This is a genomic window from Streptomyces sp. NPDC029466 (assembly GCF_055574515.1).
Genome location: NZ_JBVHZH010000007.1, coordinates 109,674 through 132,338 on the forward strand (window position 1 = coordinate 109,674; position 22,665 = coordinate 132,338).

A 22,665-nucleotide genomic window follows, 5' to 3' on the forward strand; every position below is an offset into this window, starting at 1 on the left:
CGGGACGGGCGGCGTGGGGCGGCGGGGCGGCGTGCAGGGGCGAGTGCGGCTTCTGCGACGTGCAGGGGCGAGTGCGGCTTCTGCGACGTGCAGGGGCGAGTGCGGCTTCTGTGATGTGCCGTGCCGCCCCGGCGCGGAATCGCCGCAGCGTCCGGCCGCCTCACCGATACAGCGCAGGCCGCTCGATGAGTTCCACCGTGACCCGCTCGCCCGTCGTCTGGGCGCGTACGCCCGCCTCGCACACCGCGGCCGCGGCATAGCCGTCCCAGCAGCTGGGGCCCTCGACCTCGCCACGGCGGGTGGCGTTCACCCAGCGCTGCACCTGCCGGTCGTAAGCCTCCTCGAAGCGCTCCACGAAACCGGGGGTGATCGCACCGCCCCAGTGGCCCGCGGTGTTGCTGAACACCCCGTGGTCGTCACCGATCCTGGCCGTGCCGCCCTCGCAGACCGCCTCACAGCTGACCTGGTAGCCGAAGCCGCAGTTGACGAAGAGCTCGGTGTCCACGACCTGGCCGCCCGCGGTCTCGAAGAGCACCAACTGGGGGTCGCTGAGGCCCTCCGGGGCGTTGCCGGTGGGGGCCGGGCGCAGCACCCGCACCGCGGTGATCTCCTCCTCCAGCAGCCAGCGGGTCACATCGATCTCATGCACCAGCGAGTCGTTGACCATCATGGCGTTGGTGAAGCCGGGCGGGGAGTCGGGGTTGCGGTGCTTGTTGTGCAGCATCAGCGGACGGCCGTAAGTGCCCTGGTCCAGAAGGGACTTGAGGGTGCGGTAGTCGGCGTCGTAGCGGCGCATGAAACCGACCTGGACCCGGCGGTGCCCCAGTGCCTGCTCGGCCTCCAGCACCCGCAGCGCGGAGGCGGCGTCCGGCGTCAGCGGCTTCTCGCACAGCACGGGCAGATCCCGCGCGAAGGCGTCCAGCAGCGCCGCCTCGTGCGCGGGTCCCGGCGAGGCGATCAGTACGGCGTCCACCCCGGTGTCGTCCATGGCGGCGGCCGGGTCGGTGTAGGCGGTGCAGCCTTCGATGCCGTCGGCGAGGTGCTTGACCCGCGCCGCGTCGATATCGACCACCGCCGCCACCCGGGCGCCGCTGATCACCTCGTTGATCCGGCGTACGTGGTCGGCGCCCATCCGGCCGGTACCGACGACCGCCACACCCAGCGTTTCGTGCGAAGTCATGTGGTCCACAAGTCCTTACGTGCTCGGAGTGCGAGAGATACCCTGAGAACGGAACCGATTACTCTCTGTAATCGTTGCCGGGGTAAGAGGAGGAGGCGTCGCGAGGCGGGCAGACGCGAGGCGTGCAGATCGGTGGCTCACGCGCCGCACGAGCGCAGGAAGCGGCGGGTGCGTTCGGCGATGGGGAAGGGCTGGTCGGGCGGGCAGGGGTACATGTCCTGTTCGACGATGGCGAAGAGGTCGACGTTCAGCTCCTGGGCGGCCTCCAGGACGGGCGGCAGTGCCGGTACGCCGAGCGGCGGTTCGCACATCACGCCCTGCTTGACCGCGGGGCCGAACGGGGTGCCCTTGGCGACGACATCGCTGAGGATGTCGGGGTCGACCTGCTTGAGGTGGAGGTAGCCGATCCGCTCGCCGTAAGTGCGGATCAGCTTGACGCTGTCGCCGCCGCAGTAGGCGTAATGGCCGGTGTCCAGGCAGAGGTTGACGAGGTCGGAGTCGGTCGCGTGCAGGAACCGTTCGACATGTTCCTCGGTGTCGATGTGGGTGTCGGCGTGCGGGTGTACGACGATGTCCAGCCCGAACTCGTCGCGTACCTGCTTGCCCAGCCGCTCCATGCCGGTGGTCAGCTGCTTCCACTGCTCCGTGGTCAGCTCGCGCGGTTCGATCTCCTCGGCGGTCTTGTCGTCGCGCCAGAAGGAGGGGATGACGACGAGGTGCCGCGCGCCCATCGCCTGGGTGAGAGTGGCGACCTCGGAGACGTGCGCCCAGGTCTTGTCCCATACGGACGGGCCGTGGTGCAGCGAGGTGAAGATCGTGCCGGCCGAGACCCGCAGGCTGCGGCGGGCGATCTCGTCGCGCAGGACGGCGGGGTCGGTGGGCAGGTAGCCGTACGGGCCGAGTTCGATCCACTCGTAGCCCGCCTCGGTGACCTCGTCCAGGAAGCGCTGCCAGGGGACCTGCTGGTCGTCGTCGGGGAACCAGACTCCCCACGAGTCGGGTGCGGAACCGACGCGGATGCGGTCCAGGACGGGCTGGGCGGCATGGGGAACGGACATGCTGCGGCTCTCCTCTCGCCGGTCGGCGGTGACCGGGAGGCGCTGGGGCGGGGTTGTGGGGCACAGCCTCTCTGTCGCCCCGGGGAGTGTCAAGACTTCGTCCTGACATAAGGACTTAAGGACTTTGTCACCTGCGACTGTCCCTCCGTGGTGCCTTCATCGTTCTCCCTGACGTCAGTATGTAAGGACAAATTGTTGACAGGGTCTGGCTCTCCCCGTTAGACCTTTCCTCGGAGCCGAACCCGCCGAACCCGCCGCGCCGGGCGACCCGAAGGGGCGCACATGACCCAGCCGTACGACCTGATCACCATGGGCCGCATCGGAGTCGACATCTACCCGCTGCAGACCGGTGTGCCGCTGGCCCAGGTCGAGACCTTCGGGAAGTTCCTCGGCGGCTCCGCCACCAATGTCGCGGTGGCCGCCGCGCGGCTCGGGCGGCGCAGTGCGGTGATCAGCCGCACCGGCCGCGACCCGTTCGGCGACTACGTCCACCAGGCGCTGCGTGACTTCGGGGTGGACGACCGCTGGGTGACCTCCGTCGACGCCTACCCGACGCCGGTCACCTTCTGCGAGATCTTTCCGCCGGACGACTTCCCGCTCTACTTCTACCGTCGGCCGAAGGCCCCTGACCTGGTCATCCGGCCCGAGGAGCTCGACCAGGACGCCATCGCGGCGGCCCGGATCTTCTGGATCACCGGCACCGGGCTCTGCGAGGAGCCCAGCCGCAGCGCCACCCTTGCCGCGCTGGAGGCCCGTGCCAAGGTGGGCACCACCGTCTTCGACCTCGACTGGCGGCCGATGTTCTGGGGCGGTGCGGGCGGCGCCTCCGGGGACGGTGGGGCGACCGGGGCCGCGGCGATGGCCACCGCCCGCCCGTATTACGAAGCGGCGTTGCGGCACGTGACCGTGGCGGTCGGCAATGTCGATGAGGCCGAGGTCGCCACCGGGCTGCGCGAGCCCAAGGACTGCGCCCAGGCGCTGCTGGACATGGGCGTCGAACTCGCCGTCATCAAACAGGGCCCCAAGGGTGTGCTCGCCGTCCACCGCGACGGCCGCACCGCCGAGGTTCCGCCCACCCCCGTCGAGGTCGTCAACGGTCTGGGCGCCGGCGACTCCTTCGGCGGGGCGCTGTGCCACGGGCTGCTCGCCGGCTGGGAGCTGGCGCCGATGATGCGCTACGCCAACGCCGCGGGCGCCATCGTCGCCTCCCGCCTCGCCTGCTCCTCCGCGATGCCGACGGCCGACGAGGTCGATGCGTTCCTGGCCGACCGGTGAGTCCGGTGACCCGGATCCGCCGGGTGATCCCGCGGCCGGGCCCCGCCCCCACGCCCGCCTCGCCCGCCGGTCGCACCCCCTCCACCTGTGTACTCAAGAAGGTGAGTTGAGCCTTGACTCCTCGGATCAGTGACCTCGCGACGCTGCGGGCCCGGCATCCCGAAGCTGTCGCGGAGGCCGCCGCCCGTCGTGCCCGCCGGCCGCTCCTCGGCGACAGCGGCCGGCTGATGATCGTCGCCGCTGATCACCCGGCCCGTGGCGCGCTGGCCGTCGGTGACCGGCAGCTCGCCATGGCCAACCGCTTCGACCTGCTGGAACGTCTGGTGCTGGCGCTGTCGCGGCCCGGTGTGGACGGGGTGCTGGCCACCGCCGACATACTGGAGGACCTGCTGCTGATCGGCGCCCTCGACGGCAAGGTCGTGATGGGCTCCATGAATCGCGGCGGGCTGGCCGGTGCCGCCTTCGAGATGGACGACCGGTTCACCGGGCACCGCCCCGAGGACCTCGCCCGGCTCCGCTTCGACGCCGGCAAACTGCTGCTGCGCATCGACTACCGCGACCCCGGCTCGCTGACCACCCTGGAGGCCACCGCCCGCGCCATCGACGCGATGGCCGAGCGGCAGCTGCCCGTCTTCGTCGAGCCGTTCCTCTCCTCCCGGGCGGACGGCGCGGTCCGCAACGATCTGAGCCCCGAAGCCGTCACCCGCTCCGTGGCCATCGCCTCCGGACTCGGCGGCACCTCCGCCTACACCTGGCTCAAACTGCCGGTCACCGACGACCCCGACGCCATGGCCCGGGTCTGTGAGACCACCACCCTGCCGACCGTGCTGCTCGGCGGCGACGTCGGCAGCACCGTCCAGGAACAGGAAGCCGCCTACGAGAAGTGGCGCAAGGCGCTGCGGCTGCCGACGGTGCAGGGCCTGGTCGTCGGCCGCTCCCTGCTCTACCCCGCCGACGGGGATGTCGCGGCCGCCGTGGACACCGCCGTGGGCCTGCTGTGAACGCCGCGTATTCCGCAGGAGACTCGATACATGAGCACTGAATTCCATCTGGGGGCCGGAGCCGCGGCAGCGGGCCCGTACGCCCTGGACATCGACCCGGAGCGGGCCGGCTGGGGCTACTCCTCGCTGCGTGTCCTGGACCTGCCGCCCGGTGCCCACCACTCCTTCGCCACCGGCGACAGCGAATGGATCGTGCTGCCGCTGTCCGGCGGCTGCACGGTGCTGACCGACGACGGCGAGACCTTCGAACTGACCGGCCGGGAGAGCGTGTTCAGCGGGGTCACGGACTTCGCCTACGTACCGCGGGACGCGCAGGTCCGGATCGACACCGGGGCCGGCGGCCGCTTCGCGCTCACCGGCGCCCGCTGCGAGAACCGCCTGCCGGCCCGTTACGGCCCGGCGTCCGGCGTCCCCGTGGAGCTGCGCGGCACCGGCAACTGCTCCCGCCAGGTCAACAACTTCGGCGCGGCGGGCACCTTCGAGTGCGACCGGCTCATCGCGGTGGAGGTGCTCACCCCCGGCGGCAACTGGTCCTCCTACCCGCCGCACAAGCACGACGAGTGCCGCCCCGGCGAGGAGTCCGAACTGGAGGAGATCTACTACTTCGAGATCGAGTCCGCACACGGCACGGACGGTGTCGGCTACCAGCGGGTGAGCCCCTCGGGGCGCGGCCGCGGCACGGATGTGCTGGCCGAGGTCCGCAGCGGTGACGCCGTGCTGATCCCCGACGGCTGGCACGGCCCGTCCATCGCCGCGCCCGGCCACGCCATGTACTACCTGAACGTGATGGCCGGTCCGGGGGCCACGCGTGAGTGGCTGATCTGCGATCACCCGGACCACGGCTGGATCCGTTCCACCTGGCCGGAGCAGCCGGTCGATGCCCGCCTCCCCCTCTACGAAGCGCCCGCAGGAGCCGCCCGATGAACGCCCCGACGACGCGCCGGCTCACGGTCGCGCAGGCCCTGGTCGAGTTCCTCGCCCACCAGTACACCGAGCGGGACGGCCGCCGGCACCGCCTGATCAACGCCTGCTGGGGCATCTTCGGCCACGGCAATGTCGCCGGTCTCGGCCAGGCCCTGCTGGAGTCCGGTGCCGCGTCCCGCCAGGGGGAAGCCCCCGGGGCCCCGGTGCTCCCGTACCTCCAGGGCCGCAACGAGCAGGCCATGGTGCATGCCGCGGTCGGCTACGCCCGGCAGTGCGACCGGCTGTCCGCCCACGCCGTCACCACCTCCATCGGCCCCGGCGCCACCAACCTCGTCACCGGCGCCGCGCTCGCCACCGTCAACCGCCTCCCGGTCCTGCTGCTGCCCGGTGACACCTTCGCCACCCGGCCCGCGGACCCGGTCCTCCAGCAGCTGGAGGTCCCGCACGCGGGCGACGTGTCGGTCAATGACGCGCTGCGCCCGGTCTCCCGCTACTTCGACCGGGTCACCCGGCCCGAGGCGCTGATCCCCGCCGCCCTCCAGGCGATGCGGGTGCTCGCCGACCCCGTCGACACCGGCGCCGTGACCCTGGCGCTGCCGCAGGACGTGCAGGCCGAGGCGTACGACTGGCCGGAGGAGTTCTTCGCCGACCGGGTCTGGCGCGTCGCCCGGCCGCTCCCCGACGCCGATGCCCTCGCCGACGCGGTCCGGGCGATCCGCGGCGCCCGCCGGCCGCTGCTGATCGCGGGCGGCGGGGTGCACCACTCCGAGGCCGAGGACGCACTGTGCGCCTTCGCCGACGCCACCGGCATCCCGGTCGCGTCCACCCAGGCCGGCAAGGGCTCGCTGCGCTACGACCACCCCGCCGACATCGGCGGTATCGGCCACACCGGCACCGCCACCGCCGACGCGCTGGCCCGCGAGGCGGACCTGGTCATCGGCGTCGGCACCCGCTACACCGACTTCACCACCGCCTCCGCGACCCTGTTCGCCGCGCCCGGGGTGCGCTTCCTCAACCTCAACATCGCCCCCTTCGACGCCCACAAGCTCGGCGCCGCCTCGCTCGTCGCCGACGCCCGCGCCGGACTCGAAGCGCTCACCAAGGAGCTGTCCGGACACCGCGTCGACGCCGCGTACGAGGCCGGATACGGAGCGGCCAAGGCGGACTGGGAGCGCCGGGTGGACGCGGCCTTCGGAGCCGGGGACCCGTCCGTACGGCCGTCCCAGACGCAGGTCCTCGGGGCGCTGGACGCCCTCGTCGACGACACCGACATCATCCTCAACGCGGCCGGGTCCCTCCCCGGTGACCTGCACAAACTCTGGCGCGCCCGGTCCCGCAGGCAGTACCACCTGGAGTACGGCTACTCCTGCATGGGCTATGAGATCCCCGCCGCGATCGGGGTGCGGATGGCCGCGCCGGACCGGCCGGTGTGGGCGCTGGTCGGCGACGGTACGTATCTGATGAACCCCACCGAAATCGTCACCGCGGTCCAGGAGGGCCTCCCCATCAACCTCGTCCTCATCCAGAACCACGGCTACGCCTCGATCGGCGGGCTTTCCCAGGCGACCGGCGGTGAGCGGTTCGGCACCGACTACCGCTTCCGCGCCGCGGACGGCACGTACACCGGCGCGCCGCTGCCCGTCGATCTCGCGGCCAACGCCGCCTCGCTCGGTATGGAGGTGCTGCGGGCGGCCACGGTCGGTGAGCTGCGTGCCGCGCTGGCCGAGGCGCGTGGCGCGAACCGGCCCACATGTGTCTATGTCGAGACCGAAACGGCTGACACTGTGCCGGGCGCGCCGGAGGCACAGGCCTGGTGGGATGTGCCTGTTGCCGAGACCGCGACACGTCCGGCGGCGGTGGCCGCCCGCGAGGCGTACGACCGGCACGCCGCCGGGCGCCGCCGCCACCTCTGACCCCAGCCCGAAGCCGTCAGCCCAGAAAGGCCCCCGCATGAAGACCATCAGCCACTGGATCGGCGGCAAGCCCGTCGAGGGCGTCTCCGGCAACTTCGGCCCGGTCTACAACCCGGCCACCGGCGCCCAGGAGAAGCAGGTCGCCTTCGCCTCGGCCGACGAGGTCGACGCGGCCGTCCGCGCGGCCAAGGAAGCCTTCCGGACCTGGGGCGACAGCTCCCTGGCCAAGCGCACCTCGGTGCTGTTCAAGTACCGCGAGCTGCTCGACGCGCACCGCGAGGAGATCGCGCAGCTGATCACCGCCGAGCACGGCAAGGTGCACTCCGACGCGCTCGGCGAGGTCGCCCGCGGTCTGGAGATCGTGGAGCTGGCCTGCGGTATCCCGGAGAAGCTCAAGGGGGAGCTGTCCACCCAGGTCTCCACCCGGGTCGATGTGGCGGCGATCCGCCAGTCGCTCGGTGTGGTCGCCGGCATCACGCCGTTCAACTTCCCGGCGATGGTGCCGATGTGGATGTTCCCGCTCGCCATCGCCTGCGGTAACACCTTCGTCCTCAAGCCGAGCGAGAAGGTGCCCAGCGCCGCCTTCAAGCTCGCCGAGCTGGCCGCCGAGGCGGGGCTGCCCGATGGTGTGCTCAATGTCGTCAACGGCGACAAGGTGGCGGTCGACGCCATCCTGGAGCACCCGGACATCGCCGCGGTCTCCTTCGTCGGCTCCACCCCCATCGCCCGCTACATCCACACCACCGGCACCGCCAACGGCAAGCGGGTGCAGGCGCTGGGCGGCGCCAAGAACCACATGCTGGTCCTGCCGGACGCCGACCTCGACCTGGCCGCGGACTCCGCGATCAACGCCGCGTACGGCTCGGCCGGTGAGCGCTGCATGGCGATCTCCGTCGTCGTGGCCGTCGGTGAGACCGCCGACCCGCTGATCGGCAAGATCAAGGAGCGCGCCGACAAGCTGCGGATCGGCCCCGGCGACGACCCGGCCTCCGAGATGGGCCCGCTGATCACCAAGGTGCACCGCGACAAGGTCGCCTCGTACGTCACGGGCGCCGCGGCCCAGGGCGCCGATGTCGTCATCGACGGCAGCGGCTACACCGTCGAGGGCTACGAGGACGGGCACTGGATGGGTGTCTCCCTCCTGGACCACGTCACGCCCGAGATGGACGCCTACCGCGACGAGATCTTCGGCCCGGTGCTGTCCGTGGTCCGCGTCGAGACCTACGACGAGGCCATCGCGCTGATGAACAACTCGCCCTGGGGCAACGGCACCGCGATCTTCACCCGGGACGGTGGCGCGGCCCGCCGCTTCCAGATGGAGGTCGAGGCCGGCATGGTCGGCGTGAACGTGCCGATCCCGGTGCCGGTCGGCTACCACTCGTTCGGTGGCTGGAAGGACTCGCTCTTCGGCGACCACCACATCTACGGCAATGACGGGGTGCACTTCTACACCCGCGGCAAGGTCGTCACCACCCGCTGGCCGGACCCGGCCGACGGCGGCATCAACCTGGGCTTCCCCAGCAACCACTGAGGACGTCCTGACGGACCCCCGGCCGGCCCCCCGCCGGCCGGGGGGCCGGCATGTCCGGCCGCCGAGGTCTCCCCGGCCGCCGTCGCCGGCCCGCGAAAACCCCAGGTCCAGGGGGAGACCCCGGCCCGGTGCATTGCTACCGTGCTCCCTCGCATAGCACGGACACAACGGGGGATGACATGCCTCAATCCATGGCGCTCGCCAAGGGCGCCCGTATCACCGGCGGGATCTTCTGCCTGCTGTTCTTCCTTTTCCTCGCCACCTGGATGGTGGTCGACCTCAGTGAGTTCGGCCTCGTGGGGGTCTGGGAGTCCTGGACGTTCCAGAGCTCCGGCGGCGTCAACCAGGTCACGAACCCGTTCCATTTCGGACTGGCCCTGGTCCAGTTGGCGGCGGCGTTCACGGCGTTCGCGGGGCAGCGGGTGGCCGGTGGGCTGCTGGCCGTCGCCACCACCCTCACCTTCGGCACCGTGCTCCAGGCCCTCGTCAGCGTCGGCAACCACACCAGCGACGACCGCTGGTTCCGGCACGCCGAAACGGCCACCGATACCTTCGACGGCGTCTTCCTCAGCAGCCTGGCGCTGTTCCCGCTGACCCTCGTCGCGGGCATCGTGCTGCTCGCCGGGATGCGTTCCTGGCCGCGCCAGAAGCCCAGCGACCCGCCGATGCGCCCGGTCAGGACGGCCGGTGTGGCGGCCGGTCTGGTGCTCGGCGCGATGGTGCTGCTCAACCTGGTCTGGCAGGTCTACATGCTGGTGGAGGGCGGCACCCAATTCTTCGACCTGTTCTACCTCGGCAAGGGTGCTCTCGGCGCGCTGCTGGGCCTGTCCTCCGGCTGGTCCGGCCTGCTCTTCCTCGCGCTGACCGCGCCGGCCGCGCTCAACAGCCTGCTGCGCGGCGCCGCGGCCCGCGGGCTGGCCATCGGGCTGGCGGTGGTGTCGCTGCCCGGCGCCCTGCTGTCGGTGATCGGGATGGCCGGCAACGGCACCCTGTTCGAACTGTCCGGTGCCGTGCCGGGCATGAGCATCATCAACCACCTCCAGCTGGCGCTGGACCTGTTCGGCTCGGTGGCCCTGCTGTTCCTGATGGGCCGTGGCGAGCCGGTCGCCCCCGCCTGGTACCCGCCGTCCCAGGCCCCGCAGTTCGCCGCCCCCGGTTTCGTCCCGCCGCCCGGCCCGCAGGCCCCGCCGGCCTGGCAGCCGCCGCCCGGCCCGGTGCCCCCGGTCAGCGGTCCGCCGATGCCGCCGGCCGGTGCCCCGCCGATGCCGCCCGGCACCCCGCAGCCCCCGCAGGGCGGGTTCGGGCCGCCGCGGTACTGACCGGGGGCCGGGGCGCGCAGGGGCGGTGCCCGCTGTGCGTGTCCGGCCCCGGCGGAACCGCGTGCGGAAAACAACTGGGGGCGGCCGCCCGCTGGTTGATACGGTGCGGCGGCGCGCGCCCGCGCGCGATCACCGCTGGACGAGGGAGGTTGATGAATATGGCCCGCCGGACGCCTCATCAGCATGCCCTTGTCCGGGCCGCCGCCTGAGCGGGACGCCTGAGCGCACGATGTCCTGAGCGCACGATGTCCTGAGCGCGGCCCGGTCGTCGACGAACGACCAGGAGCGACGCGTGTCTTCCTTTCTCTCCGCTGATTCCCCGCTTTTCTCTGATGTCCCGGAACCCCCGGCATCCCCGGTATCCCCGGCATCACAGACATCACAGACATCCCCAGCATCCCCGCATTCCGCCTTCTCGCTGAACGGTGCGGAACTGCGCACCGCGCGGCTGCTGTTGCGGCCCTGGACCGACGGCGAGCTCGCCGCCGTCCTCGACGGGACGCCGCAGCCGCACTGGGCGGCGGACTTCCCCGCCGAGGGCGACCGGGTCATCGCCGGTTTCACCGCGGAAAACCCCGACGCCCGCGGTGTGTACGGCCAGCGGCAGATCCTCGAACGGGACGGCGGCCGGGTGGTCGGCGCCATCGGGCTGTTCTGGCCGCCGCGCGACGGGTCGCTGGAGTTCGGCTACGGCATCGTGCCGTCCCGGCGGGGCCGCGGCTATGCCACCGAGGCCGCCCGCGCCATGGTGGCGTTCGCGTGCACGGCACCGGGCGTGCGCACGGTGTGCGCGGACGTGGAGCTGTCGAACCCGGCGTCCGGCCGGGTCCTGGAGAAGGCCGGGCTGGTGCGCTGGAGCAGCGATGACCGGCTCGCGCGATACCGGCTGACGGTGCCGGAGCCGGCCGCCGGCTAGTCCCCGTACGGCACGCTGCCGGGGCGCGTCTCACGGGTTCGTCTCACGGGCTCGTAAGACGGCCCCGGCAGCGTGCCCGTTTTGCGGAATGGGCTGGTGGGGGCGGGGCTGTGGGGCCGGGAGGTGAACCGTTGTTTACTGCCGGTTTATGCCCCCTTTGTGCAGGATGGCACATGCCTGGCAACTGTCCTGTGCCTTATGGCATCTGAGGAAGGATCAGTCGTGCGTTTACCTCTTGCCCCGATACCGTCCGTGATGCCCGCTTCACCGGCTCCCCGGGGCTGAGCGCCTTGCCACCTGCTTCCCAGGCACCCGCACCGCCGGCCCTGCCGCCGGCGCCCACCGTGGATCCCGAGCCGCGGCGCCGCCCGCCGCCATGGCTGCGCCCCACCATCCGGATACGGCTGACGCTGCTGTACGGCGGCATGTTCCTGGTGGCCGGCGTCGTACTGCTCACGCTCATCTACGTCCTGGTGGCCCAGACCCTCACGAAGGGCACCCCGGAGTTCCGGATTTTCGGCACCGACGTCCGGGTGGGCAATGCCAGCTGTCCCGGTCTGCCGTCGCTCGGCACGATCGGCGAGATCAACGCGGCGATCAGCGACTGCCTCCACGACCAGCGTGCGGGGGCGCTGCACCGCTTCCTGAACCACTCGCTGGCCGCTCTGGTGGGCCTGACGGTGGTGGCGTTCGCTTTTGGTTATGCGATGGCGGGGCGGGTGTTGTCGCCGTTGGGGCGGATTACGCGGACGGCGCAGCGGGTGGCGGGTTCGGATCTGCATCGTCGGATCGAGTTGGGGGGTCCGGATGATGAGTTGAAGGAGTTGGCGGACACGTTCGATCAGATGCTGGACCGGTTGGACCGGGCGTTTGAGTCGCAGCGGCGGTTTGTGGCGAATGCGTCGCATGAGTTGCGGACGCCGTTGGCGATCAATCGGACGTTGTTGGAGGTGCAGCTGGCGGATCCGGCGGCGTCGCCGGAGCTGGCGCAGTTGGGTAAGACGTTGTTGGCGACGAATGAGCGCAGTGAGCAGTTGGTGGAGGGGTTGTTGCTGTTGGCGCGCAGTGAGAACCGGGTGGTGGACAAGAAGCCGGTGGATGTGGCGGAGGTGGCGGCGCAGGCGGTGGATCAGACGCGGGAGGAGGCGCATGCCAAGGGGGTGGAGTTGCGTGGGGTGCGGCAGCAGGTGTTTGTGCAGGGGAATGGTGTGCTGCTGGAGCGGATTGCGTTGAATTTGGTGCAGAACGCGGTGCGCTACAACGTGGCGGAGGGGGGTTGGGTGGAGGTGGTCACCGAGCCGCAGCCGGGGTGTGCGGTGTTGGTGGTGGCCAATACGGGGCCGGTGGTGCCGGCGTATGAGGTGGAGAATCTTTTCGAGCCGTTCCGGCGGCTGCGGACCGAGCGCACCGGTAGTGACAAGGGTGTGGGTCTGGGGTTGTCGATCGTGCGGTCGGTGGTGCGGGCTCATGACGGGAGCATCACCGCGCAGCCCCGTGAGGGCGGCGGGCTGATCATGCGGGTCGTCCTGCCGCGGTAGGCGCGGGTCCCGTCCCGTCCCGTGCCGTCGCGCACCGCCCGGATCGCCCGGATCGACCGGTCCGGGCCCGGGCCCCGGCTCCCCGCCCCGGTACCGCGTCCGTGGTACGGGAGGCCGCACCCTACTCCCCAGGGAGTCCGCCGGGTTCCGCCCGGGGTACCGGCCGCCCGCGCCGGGCCCTCCCTAGGATTCACGGTATGGATCTCCGAGGTATCCGACCGCGCGGCCGGCGCTGGTTCGCCGCCGCGGGCGCGCTGGCCGTCCTCATAGGAGGCGGCACCTGGGCGGCCGCCTCCTCGGATGCCGCGCCCGCCGTGCACCGTACGGACCGGCTGATGACGATGCCGGAGCAGCCCGGCAGCGCGAAGAAGGTGCGGATCGACACCTCCTATTTCACCGCGGGCGACTCCGGCGGACGGCGGCCCGCGGTGCTGCTCGCCCACGGCTTCGGCGCCACCAAGGCCAATCTCCGTCCCCAGGCCGAGCAGCTGGCCCGGGACGGCTACGCCGTGCTGACCTGGTCGGCGCGCGGCTTCGGGAAGTCCACCGGCAAGATCGGGCTGAACGCCCCGGACGGTGAGGTCGCCGATGTCCGCCGGCTGATCGACTGGCTGGCCGAGCGCCCCGAGGTGCGGCTCGACAAGGACGGCGACCCCCGGGTGGGGGTGGCCGGCGGCTCCTACGGCGGGGCGATCTCGCTGCTGGCGGCCGGCCACGACCGGAGGGTCGACGCCATCGCCCCGCAGATCACCTACTGGAACCTCGCCGACGCCCTCTTCCCGCACGGGGTGTTCAAGAAGCTGTGGGCCGGGATCTTCTTCACCACCGGCTCGGCCGGCACCGCGACCGGCTCGGCGGTCCCCGCGCCCACCACGTCCGGGGGCTGCGGCCGCTTCGAGCCCGCGCTGTGCCGGATGTACCAGCGGGTCGCCGTCCAGGGCCGGCCGGACGACGCCGCCCGGGACCTCCTGGCGGGACGCAGCCCGTCCGCCGTCGGCGACCGCATCAAGGTGCCGACCCTGATCATGCAGGGCCAGACCGACTCGCTGTTCCCGCTCGACCAGTCCGACGCCCTCTACAAGAAGCTCCGCGGGAACGGGGCGCCGGTCGGCGTCGACTGGATCTCCGGCGGGCACGACGGCGGCGACCGGGAGGCCGCCCGCCTGGAGGGGCGGACGAAGGCGTGGTTCGACCGCTATCTCAAGGGCGACAAACATGCCGATACCGGGCCCGGGTTCCGCATCAGCCGCAGCGGGGGAGTGGACTCCACCAACGGCGCGGTGCGGCTGCGCGGCGCGCACGCGGACCGCTACGCCGGACTGGACCACGACCCGCGGCGGGTCCACCTGGCCGGCCGCACCCAGACCTTCCGCAACCCGCCGGGCGCCGGACCGCCGGCGATCTCCGCGGTGCCCGGGGTCGGCGCGCTCGGCAATCTCTCCTCGCTCGGCGCCGGCGGGCTGTCGCTGGACTTCTCCGGCCAGTACGCCCGCTTCGACTCGGCGCCGCTGCGCACCCCCGTCCACCTCACCGGCAGCCCCACCGCCACCGTCCACGTCCGTTCCGACTCCCCGGACGCGGTGTTCTTCGCCAAGGTCTACGACGTCGGCCCGGACGGCCGCCGCCAGGTACTGCCGTCCCAGCTCGTCACGCCGTACCGGATCAAGGACGCCGAGGCGGGCCGGACGGTGCGGCTCCGGATGCCCGCCGTCGACCATGACTTCGCGGCCGGCCACCGGCTGCGGCTGGTGCTCTCCGCCACCGACCTCGGCTATGCCTCCCCGGCCGAACCCGCCGCCTACACCGTCTCCCTGAAGGACGGCGCCCTCGACGTGCCCACCGCGCCCGAGGTGCGCAGCGCCGCCGCCCCGCTGCCCGCCTGGACCTGGGCGCTGCCGGCCGCGGCCGCGGTGGTGGCCGCGCTGCTGCTGCTCACCGCCCGCCGCCGGACCGCGGCGCCCGCGCCCGACGAGGCGCTCGCCGAGGTCCCGCTGGAGATCGGCGGACTGAGCAAGCGGTACGCCGGGTCCACCGACCGGTATGCCGTACGGGAGTTGTCCTTCCGCGTCGAGAAGGGCCAGGTGCTGGGGCTGCTGGGGCCCAACGGCGCCGGCAAGACCACCACCCTGCGGATGCTGATGGGGCTGATCACGCCCGACGAGGGCGAGATCAGGATCTTCGGGCACGCCGTCCGGCCGGGCGCCCCGGTGCTGTCGCGGGTCGGCGCGTTCGTGGAGGGCCCCGGCTTCCTGCCGCATCTGTCCGGCCGCGCCAACCTCGACCTGTACTGGCAGGCCACCGGCCGGCCCGCCGCCGACGCACACCTCGACGAGGCGCTGGAGATCGCCGGCCTCGGCGAGGCCCTCCAGCGTGCCGTGCGCACCTACTCCCAGGGCATGCGGCAGCGCCTCGCCCTGGCCCAGGCCATGCTCGGCCTGCCGGATCTGCTGATCCTCGACGAGCCGACGAACGGGCTCGACCCGCCGCAGATCCGGGAGATGCGGGACGTGATGATCCGCTACGCCGCCGCCGGACGCACCGTCATCGTCTCCAGCCATCTGCTGTCCGAGGTCGAACAGAGCTGTACCCATCTGGTCGTCATGGACCGCGGCCGGCTGGTGCAGGCCGGCCCGGTCGCCGAGATCACCGGCTCCGGCGACACCCTGCTGGTCGGGGTCGCGGAAGACCTCGATGACGCCGTGGTGGAGAAGGTGGCCGCGCTGCCGGGCGTCGCCTCGGCCGTACGCGCCGAGGGCGGCCTGCTGGTACGGCTGGACGGCATCGACACGCCCCAACTGCTCGCCGGGCTCCTCCGGCTGGAGGTGCCGGTGGACCGCGTCGGCCCGCACCGACGCCTGGAGGACGCCTTCCTCACCCTGATCGGAGGGGACCGATGACCGCGACCCCCCTCGCGCGGGCGGCGGGCTACCGCCCGCGCCGCACCCTCCCGCTGCGTGTCGAGGCCCGCCGCCAGCTGCGCCGCCGCCGCACGCTGGTGATCGCCGCCATCCTGACGGCGCTGCCGTTCGTGCTGGTGGCGGCGTTCGCGATCGGCGGCGACCCGGCCGGCCGGGGCAACGGCCGGATCACCCTGATGGACACCGCCACCGCGTCCGGCGGCAACTTCGCCGCCACCACGCTGTTCGTGTCCGCCGGCTTCCTGCTGGTGGTGCCGGTGGCCCTGTTCTGCGGGGACACGGTCGCGTCGGAGGCGAGCTGGGCCTCGCTGCGCTATCTGCTCGCCGCCCCGGTCCCCCGGGCCCGGCTGCTGCTGAGCAAGCTCACCGTGGGGCTGCTGTTCAGCGCCGCCGCGATGCTGCTGCTGCCGCTGGTGGCGCTGGGTGTGGGCAGCGCCGCGTATGGCTGGGGGCCGCTGCAACTGCCCGCCGGCGGCGCGCTGCCCGCGGGTGAGGCGGTGCCGCGGCTGGCGGTCGTGGTCGGCTACCTCTTCGTCAGTCAGCTGGTCACCGCGGCCCTGGCGTTCTGGCTGTCGACGGTGACCGACGCGCCGCTGGGCGCGGTCGGCGGCGCCGTCGGGCTGACCATCGTCGGCAATGTCCTCGACCAGGTCACCGCCCTGGGCAGCTGGCGGAACGTGCTGCCCGCGCACTGGCAGTACTCCTGGGCGGACGCCCTCCAGCCCCGGATGGAGTGGTCCGGGATGATCCAGGGCTCGGCGGTCTCGGCGGCGTACGCCCTGGTGCTGTGCGCGCTGGCGTTCCGGGGGTTCGCCCGCAAGGACGTGGTGTCGTGACGCCGGCGCCCGTCCCCCGGGGCCGGCCCCGTCAGGCGGTCGGCCCCTGCATGTGCGCGCTGACCCAGCGCATCGTGCCCTCGCCCAGGCCCTGGACGTAGGTCGCCGCGCTGTGCGTGCCGTCCGGCACTATCTGGAGCCGGGTGTGCACCGGCCCGTGCCCGTACCGGGCTTGGAACCTCCGCACCTTCGGCAGCACCGTGTGCTCCCGGGAGCCGTCCTGGAAGGCGAGGTAGACGTCCGGTCCGCCACGCGCGATCAGCCGGCGGGCCAGCACCTCCGGGTTGTTCTCCCGCTCCTGGCGGGCATGGCCCTTCCACAGCGGTGAGTCGGGCACGATGTCCGGCCCGTTGGGTATCGCCACCTTGAACGTGTCCGGGTGCTGGAGCACGTTCTTCAGCGCCGCGAAACCGCCCGACGACGAGCCCATGATCGCCCAGGCGTCGCGGGTCCTGAGGGTGCGGAAGTTCTGCCGTACGAGGTCGGGCACGTCCTGGCTGAGCCAGGTGCCGATCTTCGGTTGGCCCGGTATGTCGCTGCCGTCGTAGTAGTGCTCGGCATCGGGGTTGAGCACCGGCATGACGACGATGAACGGCAGGCTGCTGCCGTTCTTCGACCACCGGGCGAGGTTCTCCTGGAGCTTGAGGTCGGCGCCTATCCAGTAGTTGACGGGGTAGCCGTACGCGCCGGGCAGCGCCTCCATCACCGGGAAGCCCTTGTGCGCGTTCCGCTTCTCGTAGTACTCCGGCGGCGCCCAGACCCAGACCTTCCCGGTGAAGCCCGACTTCGGGCCGTGCAGGGTGGTCACGCCGATCGGGGTGTTCCCGCCCGCTCCGCCGACCCGGCTCTCCTCCTCGAAGCTGATCGGTCGCGTGGGCCACTGCACCAGCGACTGCTTCCCGGGCGGGCCGGCGTGGAGTGCGGCGTCGGCCTGGGTCGCGCCGAACCGGACGGGGGAGGTGGGGGAGGCGCTGGTCCCGCAGCCGGCCGTGGCGGCGAGGACGGTCAGGGTGATCAGCGCGATCACCGGGCGGAACAGGGCTCTGCGCACGGGTCTTTCTCCTTGCCGGACACCCGGGACTTGTCCCGGCTGGGGAGCAAGAGGGCAGCGGCCCGGCCCCCGGTTTCCCCACCGGGGTGTCGGCTTCCTCGCACCGCCCGTCCGGAATGCCGGCATCCCCTTGGTGACCTGGGATGTTGTCCGTGCCGCGGGAAGGGGGTTTTACCAGGATTTTCCCGGTGTGCGGGCGGCGCGCGGGGACGCGGAACCCGCTCAGGGCATTCCGGAACTCCCGCTTCCGTCCCCGTATCCTCTCGCCATGACCTGGTCGCGTGCGCTCAAGGAAGCCGCCCGCTCGGGGCTGACCATCGAGCGGACCAAGCTCACCCCCCTGATCGCCCTGCGCGGCTCGGTCGGCGTCGCCATCGTCATCGGGCTGTGCCTGTGGCTGGGCGACCCGGCGCTGGCGGTCTCCTCCGCCTTCGGCGCGTTCTCCTCCGGCATCGTCACCTTCCAGCGCAGCATGCGGCCGCGCCCGGTGCTCGCGCTCGCCGTCGCCGGTGCGCTGGCGGTCTCCACCTTCCTCGGCTATCTGGCCGCCGCCCATGTCGTCGCGTTCGTCCTGCTGCTGGCCGGCTGGACGTTCCTGGCGGGCATGGCCTGGGCGATCGGCCCGGTCTCCGGGCTGGCCGGCACCCAGACCGTGGCGATCATGCTGGTCACCGTGACCCTGCCGACCTCCGTCCTCGGCGCGGCCGAACACGCCGCACTGATCTTCTTTGGCGGGCTCGTCCAGGCGACCCTCATCGTGGTCTTCCCGGTCCGCCCCTGGGGCGTCCAGCGCGATGCGCTCGCCGACGCCCTGGCCGCCGAGGCCGACTACGCCCGGCGGCTGCGGCACGACCCGGTCGCCCCCTTCGACCCGGCGCCCCTGATGGACGCCCGGCTCGCCTCCGCCGTGACCCCGCGTCAGGCCCGCCGCCGCCCCGTACAACTGCACGGCCCCCGCGGCCTCGCCGAACGCGTCCGGCCGGTCCTCGCCGCCCTCGCCGACCCGGTCGTGGGCGCCCCGACGGAAGGCCCCGAACGCGACCGGGTCCGCGATCTGCTGGGCGCCGCCGCCACCGTCCTGGACGCCGTCGCCCATGCCGTACGGCACGCGAAGCCGGTCCGGCTGCCGCCCGAGGCGATGGCCACCCTCGAAGTCCCCGCGACCGGCCCGATGCTCCACGGGGCCGCCCGCCGCTCCGCCTACCGCCTGATCTCCCTGCTCGCCGACGCCGTCGAACTCACCGATGAGCCGGTCGAGGCCACCCGCCCCACCACCGAGGCCGAACGCGGCCATCTGCTGCGCCCCAGCGTCCCCCGGCTGGTACCGGGCGCCCTGCGCGCCCTGCACCGCGAGGCCCGCTGGACCTCGCACATCTTCCGGCACGCCCTCCGGGTCGCCGCGGTCGCCGCGGCCGGCTATCTGCTGGGCACCGCGCTCCCGTTCGGCCACGGCTACTGGGCGCCGCTCGCCTCCGTCATGGTGATGCGCCCCGACTTCGCCCAGACCTACTCCCGCGGCGTCGCCCGCTTCTGCGGCACCCTCGTCGGCGTCGGCATCGCGGGCGCGCTGATGGCCGTGGCGCATCCGGGCCGGTACGTCAGCGCCGGGCTGGCCGTGGTCTGCGTCGCGCTGATGTACCTGCTGATGCGCACCGGTTTCGCGGTGACCTCGGCGTGTGTGGCCGCCTATGTCGTCTTCCTGCTCGGCATCGCCGGCGCGGGCTGGGAACAGACCGTCCAGGAACGCGTCGTGCTCACCCTCCTCGGCGGGCTGCTCGCGATGCTGTCGTACGCGCTGTTCCCCGCCTGGGAGACACCCAGGCTCCGCGACGGCCTCGCCGACTGGCTGGCCGCCAACGGGGAGTACGCCCTGGCCGTGTACGACCTGTACGCCACGCCCGCCGAACGCCGCCCCCGGCAGATCCGCGACGCCCTGCTGGACTCCCGGGCAGCGCGCGCCGCCTGGGAGGAGAGCGAGGCCCGCGCCGAGAAGGAACCCGTACGCCACCGCGGCCTCTCGCCCGCCTCGGCGAAGGCGGCCGGTACCGCGCTCGCCACCATGGGCCGGGTCACGATGATCCTGGAGGTCCACCTCCCCGAACGGGACGCCGCGTCCTCACCGGGTGCCACCGCGTTCGCCTTCGAGCTGCGGGCCTCCCTGGAGGAGGCCACCCGGGCGGTCCGGGAACGGGGCGCACTGAACTGGAGCGAGCTGCGGGCCGTATGGGAGAGGTGGGACGCGGAGGACGAGAACCGAGGTGTCGCCCTGCGCGTCGCGGACCTGCTTCTCGACGCCCTCGACGACCTGGCCGAGGCGCTGTCCAGACAGCCGGACACCGACCGCGGACAGACCCGCGGCGCCGAGGAGAACAGCAGCCGGTGAGCGGAGAGGAGCGGCAGGGCGGGGAACCAATCGGCGTCCCCGGTAGTCTTAACAGTTGCCCGCAATGAACGCTATTGGTAGCCCATGGGGTTGTCTGAAGCGCAATGCCCCGGGAACCCACCCCGTCGCGAGAGAGCATACGAACCCCCCATGGCCTCCAGCACTTCGTCCGGAACGTATGACATAGGCATCGACCTCGGCACCGCCAACACCCTGGTGTACGCCCGCGGCAAGGGCGTGGTGCTGAACGAGCCGTCCGTCGTCGCGGTCAACGCCGCCGGTGCGGTGATCGCCGTGGGCCTGGAGGCCAAGCGGACCATCGGCCGCACCCCGTCCGGCATCACCGCGATGCGCCCGCTGCGCGAAGGCGTCATCGCCGACTTCGACGCCGCCGAGCAGATGCTCCGCGCCCTGATGAAGAAGGCCCTGCCCAGCCGCCGCTTCTCCCGGCCACGGGTCGTCATCTGCGTCCCCTCCGGCATCACCGGGGTCGAACGGCGCGCGGTCATCGACTCCGCCCGGGGCGCCGGCGCCCGCGAAGTGCACCTCATCGAGGAGCCGATGGCCGCCGCGATCGGCGCCGGCCTCCCGGTGGACGAGCCGGTCGGCTGCATGGTGGTGGACATCGGCGGCGGCACCACCGAGGTCGCCGTCGTCTCCATGGGCGGCCTGGTCACCGCCCAGTCCGTACGGGTCGCCGGGGACGCCCTGGATGCCGCCGTCAGCGCCTACATCAAGAAGAAGCACGCCCTGGACATCGGTGAGCGCACCGCCGAGGACATCAAGATCGCCATCGGCTCGGCGGTCTGGACCCCGGTCGACGTCGACGAGGACGGCGAACCGGACCGTCCGTCCTCCTACACCGTCCGCGGCCGCGACCACGTCAACGGCCTGCCCCGCATCCAGGAGATCACCGAGGAGGAGATCCGCGAGGCACTGGCCGAACCCGTCGACGCGATCGTCCGCGCCGTCCACCGCACCCTCGACGACTGCCCGCCCGAGCTCTCCGGCGACATCGTCGAGCACGGCATCGCCCTCACCGGCGGCGGCGCCCTGCTCCGCGGCCTGGACCGGCGGCTGCGCCAGGAGATGGGCGTCCCGGTCCGGGTCGCCGACGAGCCGCTGGACTGTGTGGTCAACGGAACCGCCAAGTGCGTCGACGAATTCGCCTCCCTGCACGGCCTGTTGACGGGCGCGAAGCAGCAGCCGCGGAAGACGGTGCGACTGTAGGAGGCGAACCCGGCGTCCGCGGCGGGCGTTTGCCGTTCCGGCAAGAATCCTCGCGCCCGCCGGGCCGGCCGCGCCATGATCGTGGCGGAGCGGGCCGGGCCACGGCGGGGCATGACGACCCGTCGGCCCCGCGTCCGTCCACCGCCCACCGCCCTCATGAGCGCGGCCGTACTCGCCCCAGGAGGAAACATGCCGCAGTCCGCCGAGACGACGCCCCCGCCGGCCACGCCCCCGGGAGAAGCACCGGACCGTCCCGCCGCCGTCCCGCCGGCCACCCACCGCACCGTCGAGGTCCCCGGCGGCCGCATCCACCTGGTGGAGCAGGGGACCGGACCGCTCGTCCTGCTGGTCCACGGATTCCCCGAGTCGTGGTACTCATGGCGCCACCAGCTCCCCGCCCTCGCCGCGGCGGGCTACCGGGCGGTCGCCCTCGACGTACGCGGCTACGGACGCTCCTCGAAGCCCCGCGACGTGGCGGCCTACCGGATGCTGGCCCATGTCGCCGACAACGCCGCCGTGGTGCGCGCCCTCGGCGAGGAGACCGCCGTCATCGCGGGCCATGACTGGGGCTCACCCATCGCCGCCCACTCGGCGCTGCTGCGGCCCGACGTCTTCACCGCCGTGGCCCTGCTGAGCGTGCCGTACACCCCGCGCGGCGCGACCCGCCCCACCGAAGCCTTCGCCCGAATCGGCGGCGCCGAGGAGTTCTACATCAACTACTTCCAGGAGCCGGGCCGGGCGGAGGCGGAGATCGAACCCGATGTCCGTACCTGGCTCGCCGGCTTCTACGCCGGCCTCTCGGGCGACGCCGAGCCCACCTCCGGCCCCGGCATCTTCTCCGTCCCCCCGGGCGGCAAACTGTCCGACCGCTTCCCCGCCGGAGAGCCCCGGCCCCTCTCCTGGCTCACCGGGGCCGATCTCGACTTCTACGCCGCCGAGTTCGAGCGCACCGGCCTGACCGGCGCACTCAACCGCTACCGCAACGTCGACCGCGACTGGGAGGACCTCGCCGCCTGGGCCGGGGCCCCGCTCACCCAGCCCGCCCTCTTCATCGGCGGCGAACACGACGTCACCACCCAGTGGCTGGCCGACGCCATCAAGGCATTCCCCCGCACCCTCCCCGGCCTCTCCGCCGCCCACCTCCTCGACGGCTGCGGCCACTGGGTCCAGCAAGAACGCCCCGAGGAGGTCAACCGGCTGATGACCGACTGGCTGCGGTCCCTGCCGGAGGCCGGGGTGCGGGCGCCTTAGGACCGCGGCCGGCGGGTCGGGGTCGGGGTCGGTGTCGGCGCCGGGGCCGGCGGGAGGAGACACGGTGAGCCCGGGCCGGGGGCAGGGCTCACGGTGGCCTTGCCCTGCCAGTGGCGAACAGCCACCGGCAAAGCCCCCCATGGCCCCCCGGCCCCCCAGTCCCCCCGCCCGTAGTGAAGCCCCCCATTTTCGCGCTCCGCCGATCGGGTGCTCAGGGGTCAACGCGATTGCCAGGTGGCAACTCTTCTGGGTTACTGGTGTGGCCTGTCGGTGGGCCGTCCATCCCCCTCGGGTTTCGGTAGCCGGCCCGCCCACCAGTCCTCTTCGCTGAGGGGCTGTGA

The 22,665-nt window shown here is 72.4% G+C and carries 16 protein-coding genes; 13 read left to right on the forward strand and 3 right to left on the reverse strand.

All coding sequences use genetic code 11. The annotated features are described in order from the left end of the window. Positions 1-160: 160 nt before the first annotated feature. Both ACZ4XD_RS08935 and ACZ4XD_RS08940 read right to left on the reverse strand, forming a co-directional pair. Positions 161-1,180 carry a Gfo/Idh/MocA family protein gene (locus tag ACZ4XD_RS08935; RefSeq protein WP_468039657.1) on the reverse strand — a complete coding sequence of 340 codons (1,020 nt, stop codon included), beginning with the start codon at positions 1,178-1,180 and terminating at the stop codon, positions 161-163. Between the two features lie 137 nt (positions 1,181-1,317). Beyond that, positions 1,318-2,238 (reverse strand): sugar phosphate isomerase/epimerase family protein, encoded by a 921-nt coding sequence (locus ACZ4XD_RS08940; RefSeq protein WP_328546971.1) that lies wholly within the window; start codon positions 2,236-2,238, stop codon positions 1,318-1,320. A 282-nt stretch (positions 2,239-2,520) separates the two neighbouring features. Here ACZ4XD_RS08940 and iolC point away from each other — a divergent pair, with 282 nt between their 5' ends. The 10 genes from iolC to ACZ4XD_RS08990 all read left to right on the forward strand — a co-directional run bounded on the left by iolC (position 2,521) and on the right by ACZ4XD_RS08990 (position 16,409). After that, positions 2,521-3,513 carry a 5-dehydro-2-deoxygluconokinase gene (gene iolC, locus ACZ4XD_RS08945; RefSeq protein ID WP_468039660.1) on the forward strand — a complete coding sequence of 331 codons (993 nt, stop codon included), beginning with the start codon at positions 2,521-2,523 and terminating at the stop codon, positions 3,511-3,513. A 113-nt stretch (positions 3,514-3,626) separates the two neighbouring features. Then, positions 3,627-4,514 carry a Cgl0159 family (beta/alpha)8-fold protein gene (locus ACZ4XD_RS08950; protein ID WP_468039662.1) on the forward strand — a complete coding sequence of 296 codons (888 nt, stop codon included), beginning with the start codon at positions 3,627-3,629 and terminating at the stop codon, positions 4,512-4,514. A 30-nt stretch (positions 4,515-4,544) separates the two neighbouring features. Further along, positions 4,545-5,438, forward strand: coding sequence for a 5-deoxy-glucuronate isomerase (iolB, locus tag ACZ4XD_RS08955; protein ID WP_468039664.1), 894 nt, complete (start codon positions 4,545-4,547; stop codon positions 5,436-5,438). After that, entirely contained in the window at positions 5,435-7,351 is a 1,917-nt protein-coding gene (gene iolD, locus ACZ4XD_RS08960) for a 3D-(3,5/4)-trihydroxycyclohexane-1,2-dione acylhydrolase (decyclizing) (protein WP_468039666.1), read from the forward strand. The genes iolB and iolD overlap by 4 nt, the downstream gene beginning before the upstream one ends. 37 nt (positions 7,352-7,388) lie before the next feature. Next, on the forward strand, positions 7,389-8,882 hold the full coding sequence (locus tag ACZ4XD_RS08965; protein ID WP_468039669.1) for a CoA-acylating methylmalonate-semialdehyde dehydrogenase: 1,494 nt from the start codon (positions 7,389-7,391) through the stop codon (positions 8,880-8,882). Between the two features lie 179 nt (positions 8,883-9,061). Beyond that, complete coding sequence (locus ACZ4XD_RS08970; protein ID WP_468039671.1) at positions 9,062-10,201, forward strand: hypothetical protein; 1,140 nt, start codon at positions 9,062-9,064, stop codon at positions 10,199-10,201. Between the two features lie 454 nt (positions 10,202-10,655). Further along, entirely contained in the window at positions 10,656-11,117 is a 462-nt protein-coding gene (locus ACZ4XD_RS08975; protein WP_468039673.1) for a GNAT family N-acetyltransferase, read from the forward strand. Between the two features lie 290 nt (positions 11,118-11,407). Then, the gene (locus ACZ4XD_RS08980) at positions 11,408-12,655 is read left to right on the forward strand and encodes a sensor histidine kinase (RefSeq protein ID WP_468039675.1); all 1,248 of its coding nucleotides are present in this window, start codon (positions 11,408-11,410) and stop codon (positions 12,653-12,655) included. Positions 12,656-12,852: 197 nt separating this feature from the next. Then, a complete protein-coding gene (locus ACZ4XD_RS08985; RefSeq protein WP_468039677.1) occupies positions 12,853-15,552 on the forward strand; it encodes an alpha/beta fold hydrolase in 2,700 nt (899 codons plus the stop codon). Beyond that, a complete protein-coding gene (locus tag ACZ4XD_RS08990; protein ID WP_468039679.1) occupies positions 15,549-16,409 on the forward strand; it encodes an ABC transporter permease in 861 nt (286 codons plus the stop codon). The genes ACZ4XD_RS08985 and ACZ4XD_RS08990 overlap by 4 nt, the downstream gene beginning before the upstream one ends. Positions 16,410-16,440: 31 nt before the next feature. Here ACZ4XD_RS08990 and ACZ4XD_RS08995 read toward each other — a convergent pair whose 3' ends face one another. Then, a complete protein-coding gene (locus ACZ4XD_RS08995; protein ID WP_468039681.1) occupies positions 16,441-17,460 on the reverse strand; it encodes an alpha/beta hydrolase in 1,020 nt (339 codons plus the stop codon). 268 nt (positions 17,461-17,728) lie between these two features. Here ACZ4XD_RS08995 and ACZ4XD_RS09000 point away from each other — a divergent pair, with 268 nt between their 5' ends. From ACZ4XD_RS09000 to ACZ4XD_RS09010, 3 genes are all read left to right on the forward strand, one after another. After that, the gene (locus ACZ4XD_RS09000; protein WP_468039684.1) at positions 17,729-19,843 is read left to right on the forward strand and encodes an FUSC family protein; all 2,115 of its coding nucleotides are present in this window, start codon (positions 17,729-17,731) and stop codon (positions 19,841-19,843) included. A gap of 150 nt (positions 19,844-19,993) precedes the next feature. After that, positions 19,994-21,073 carry a rod shape-determining protein MreB gene (gene mreB, locus ACZ4XD_RS09005; RefSeq protein ID WP_468039686.1) on the forward strand — a complete coding sequence of 360 codons (1,080 nt, stop codon included), beginning with the start codon at positions 19,994-19,996 and terminating at the stop codon, positions 21,071-21,073. Positions 21,074-21,262: 189 nt separating this feature from the next. Continuing rightward, positions 21,263-22,324 carry an alpha/beta fold hydrolase gene (locus tag ACZ4XD_RS09010; protein WP_468039688.1) on the forward strand — a complete coding sequence of 354 codons (1,062 nt, stop codon included), beginning with the start codon at positions 21,263-21,265 and terminating at the stop codon, positions 22,322-22,324. Positions 22,325-22,665: the final 341 nt, after the last annotated feature.

Bases quoted from the DNA above. Each gene is read 5' to 3' on its own strand.
- iolC (WP_468039660.1), top strand. From the start codon at position 2,521: ATGACCCAGCCGTACGACCTGATCACCATGGGCCGCATCGGAGTCGAC.
- ACZ4XD_RS09000 (WP_468039684.1), top strand. From the start codon at position 17,729: ATGACCTGGTCGCGTGCGCTCAAGGAAGCCGCCCGCTCGGGGCTGACC.
- iolB (WP_468039664.1), top strand. From the start codon at position 4,545: ATGAGCACTGAATTCCATCTGGGGGCCGGAGCCGCGGCAGCGGGCCCG.
- iolD (WP_468039666.1), top strand. From the start codon at position 5,435: ATGAACGCCCCGACGACGCGCCGGCTCACGGTCGCGCAGGCCCTGGTC.
- ACZ4XD_RS08990 (WP_468039679.1), top strand. From the start codon at position 15,549: ATGACCGCGACCCCCCTCGCGCGGGCGGCGGGCTACCGCCCGCGCCGC.
- ACZ4XD_RS09010 (WP_468039688.1), top strand. From the start codon at position 21,263: ATGCCGCAGTCCGCCGAGACGACGCCCCCGCCGGCCACGCCCCCGGGA.
- ACZ4XD_RS08965 (WP_468039669.1), top strand. From the start codon at position 7,389: ATGAAGACCATCAGCCACTGGATCGGCGGCAAGCCCGTCGAGGGCGTC.
- mreB (WP_468039686.1), top strand. From the start codon at position 19,994: ATGGCCTCCAGCACTTCGTCCGGAACGTATGACATAGGCATCGACCTC.
- ACZ4XD_RS08940 (WP_328546971.1), bottom strand. From the start codon at position 2,238: ATGTCCGTTCCCCATGCCGCCCAGCCCGTCCTGGACCGCATCCGCGTC.
- ACZ4XD_RS08970 (WP_468039671.1), top strand. From the start codon at position 9,062: ATGCCTCAATCCATGGCGCTCGCCAAGGGCGCCCGTATCACCGGCGGG.
- ACZ4XD_RS08935 (WP_468039657.1), bottom strand. From the start codon at position 1,180: ATGACTTCGCACGAAACGCTGGGTGTGGCGGTCGTCGGTACCGGCCGG.
- ACZ4XD_RS08985 (WP_468039677.1), top strand. From the start codon at position 12,853: ATGGATCTCCGAGGTATCCGACCGCGCGGCCGGCGCTGGTTCGCCGCC.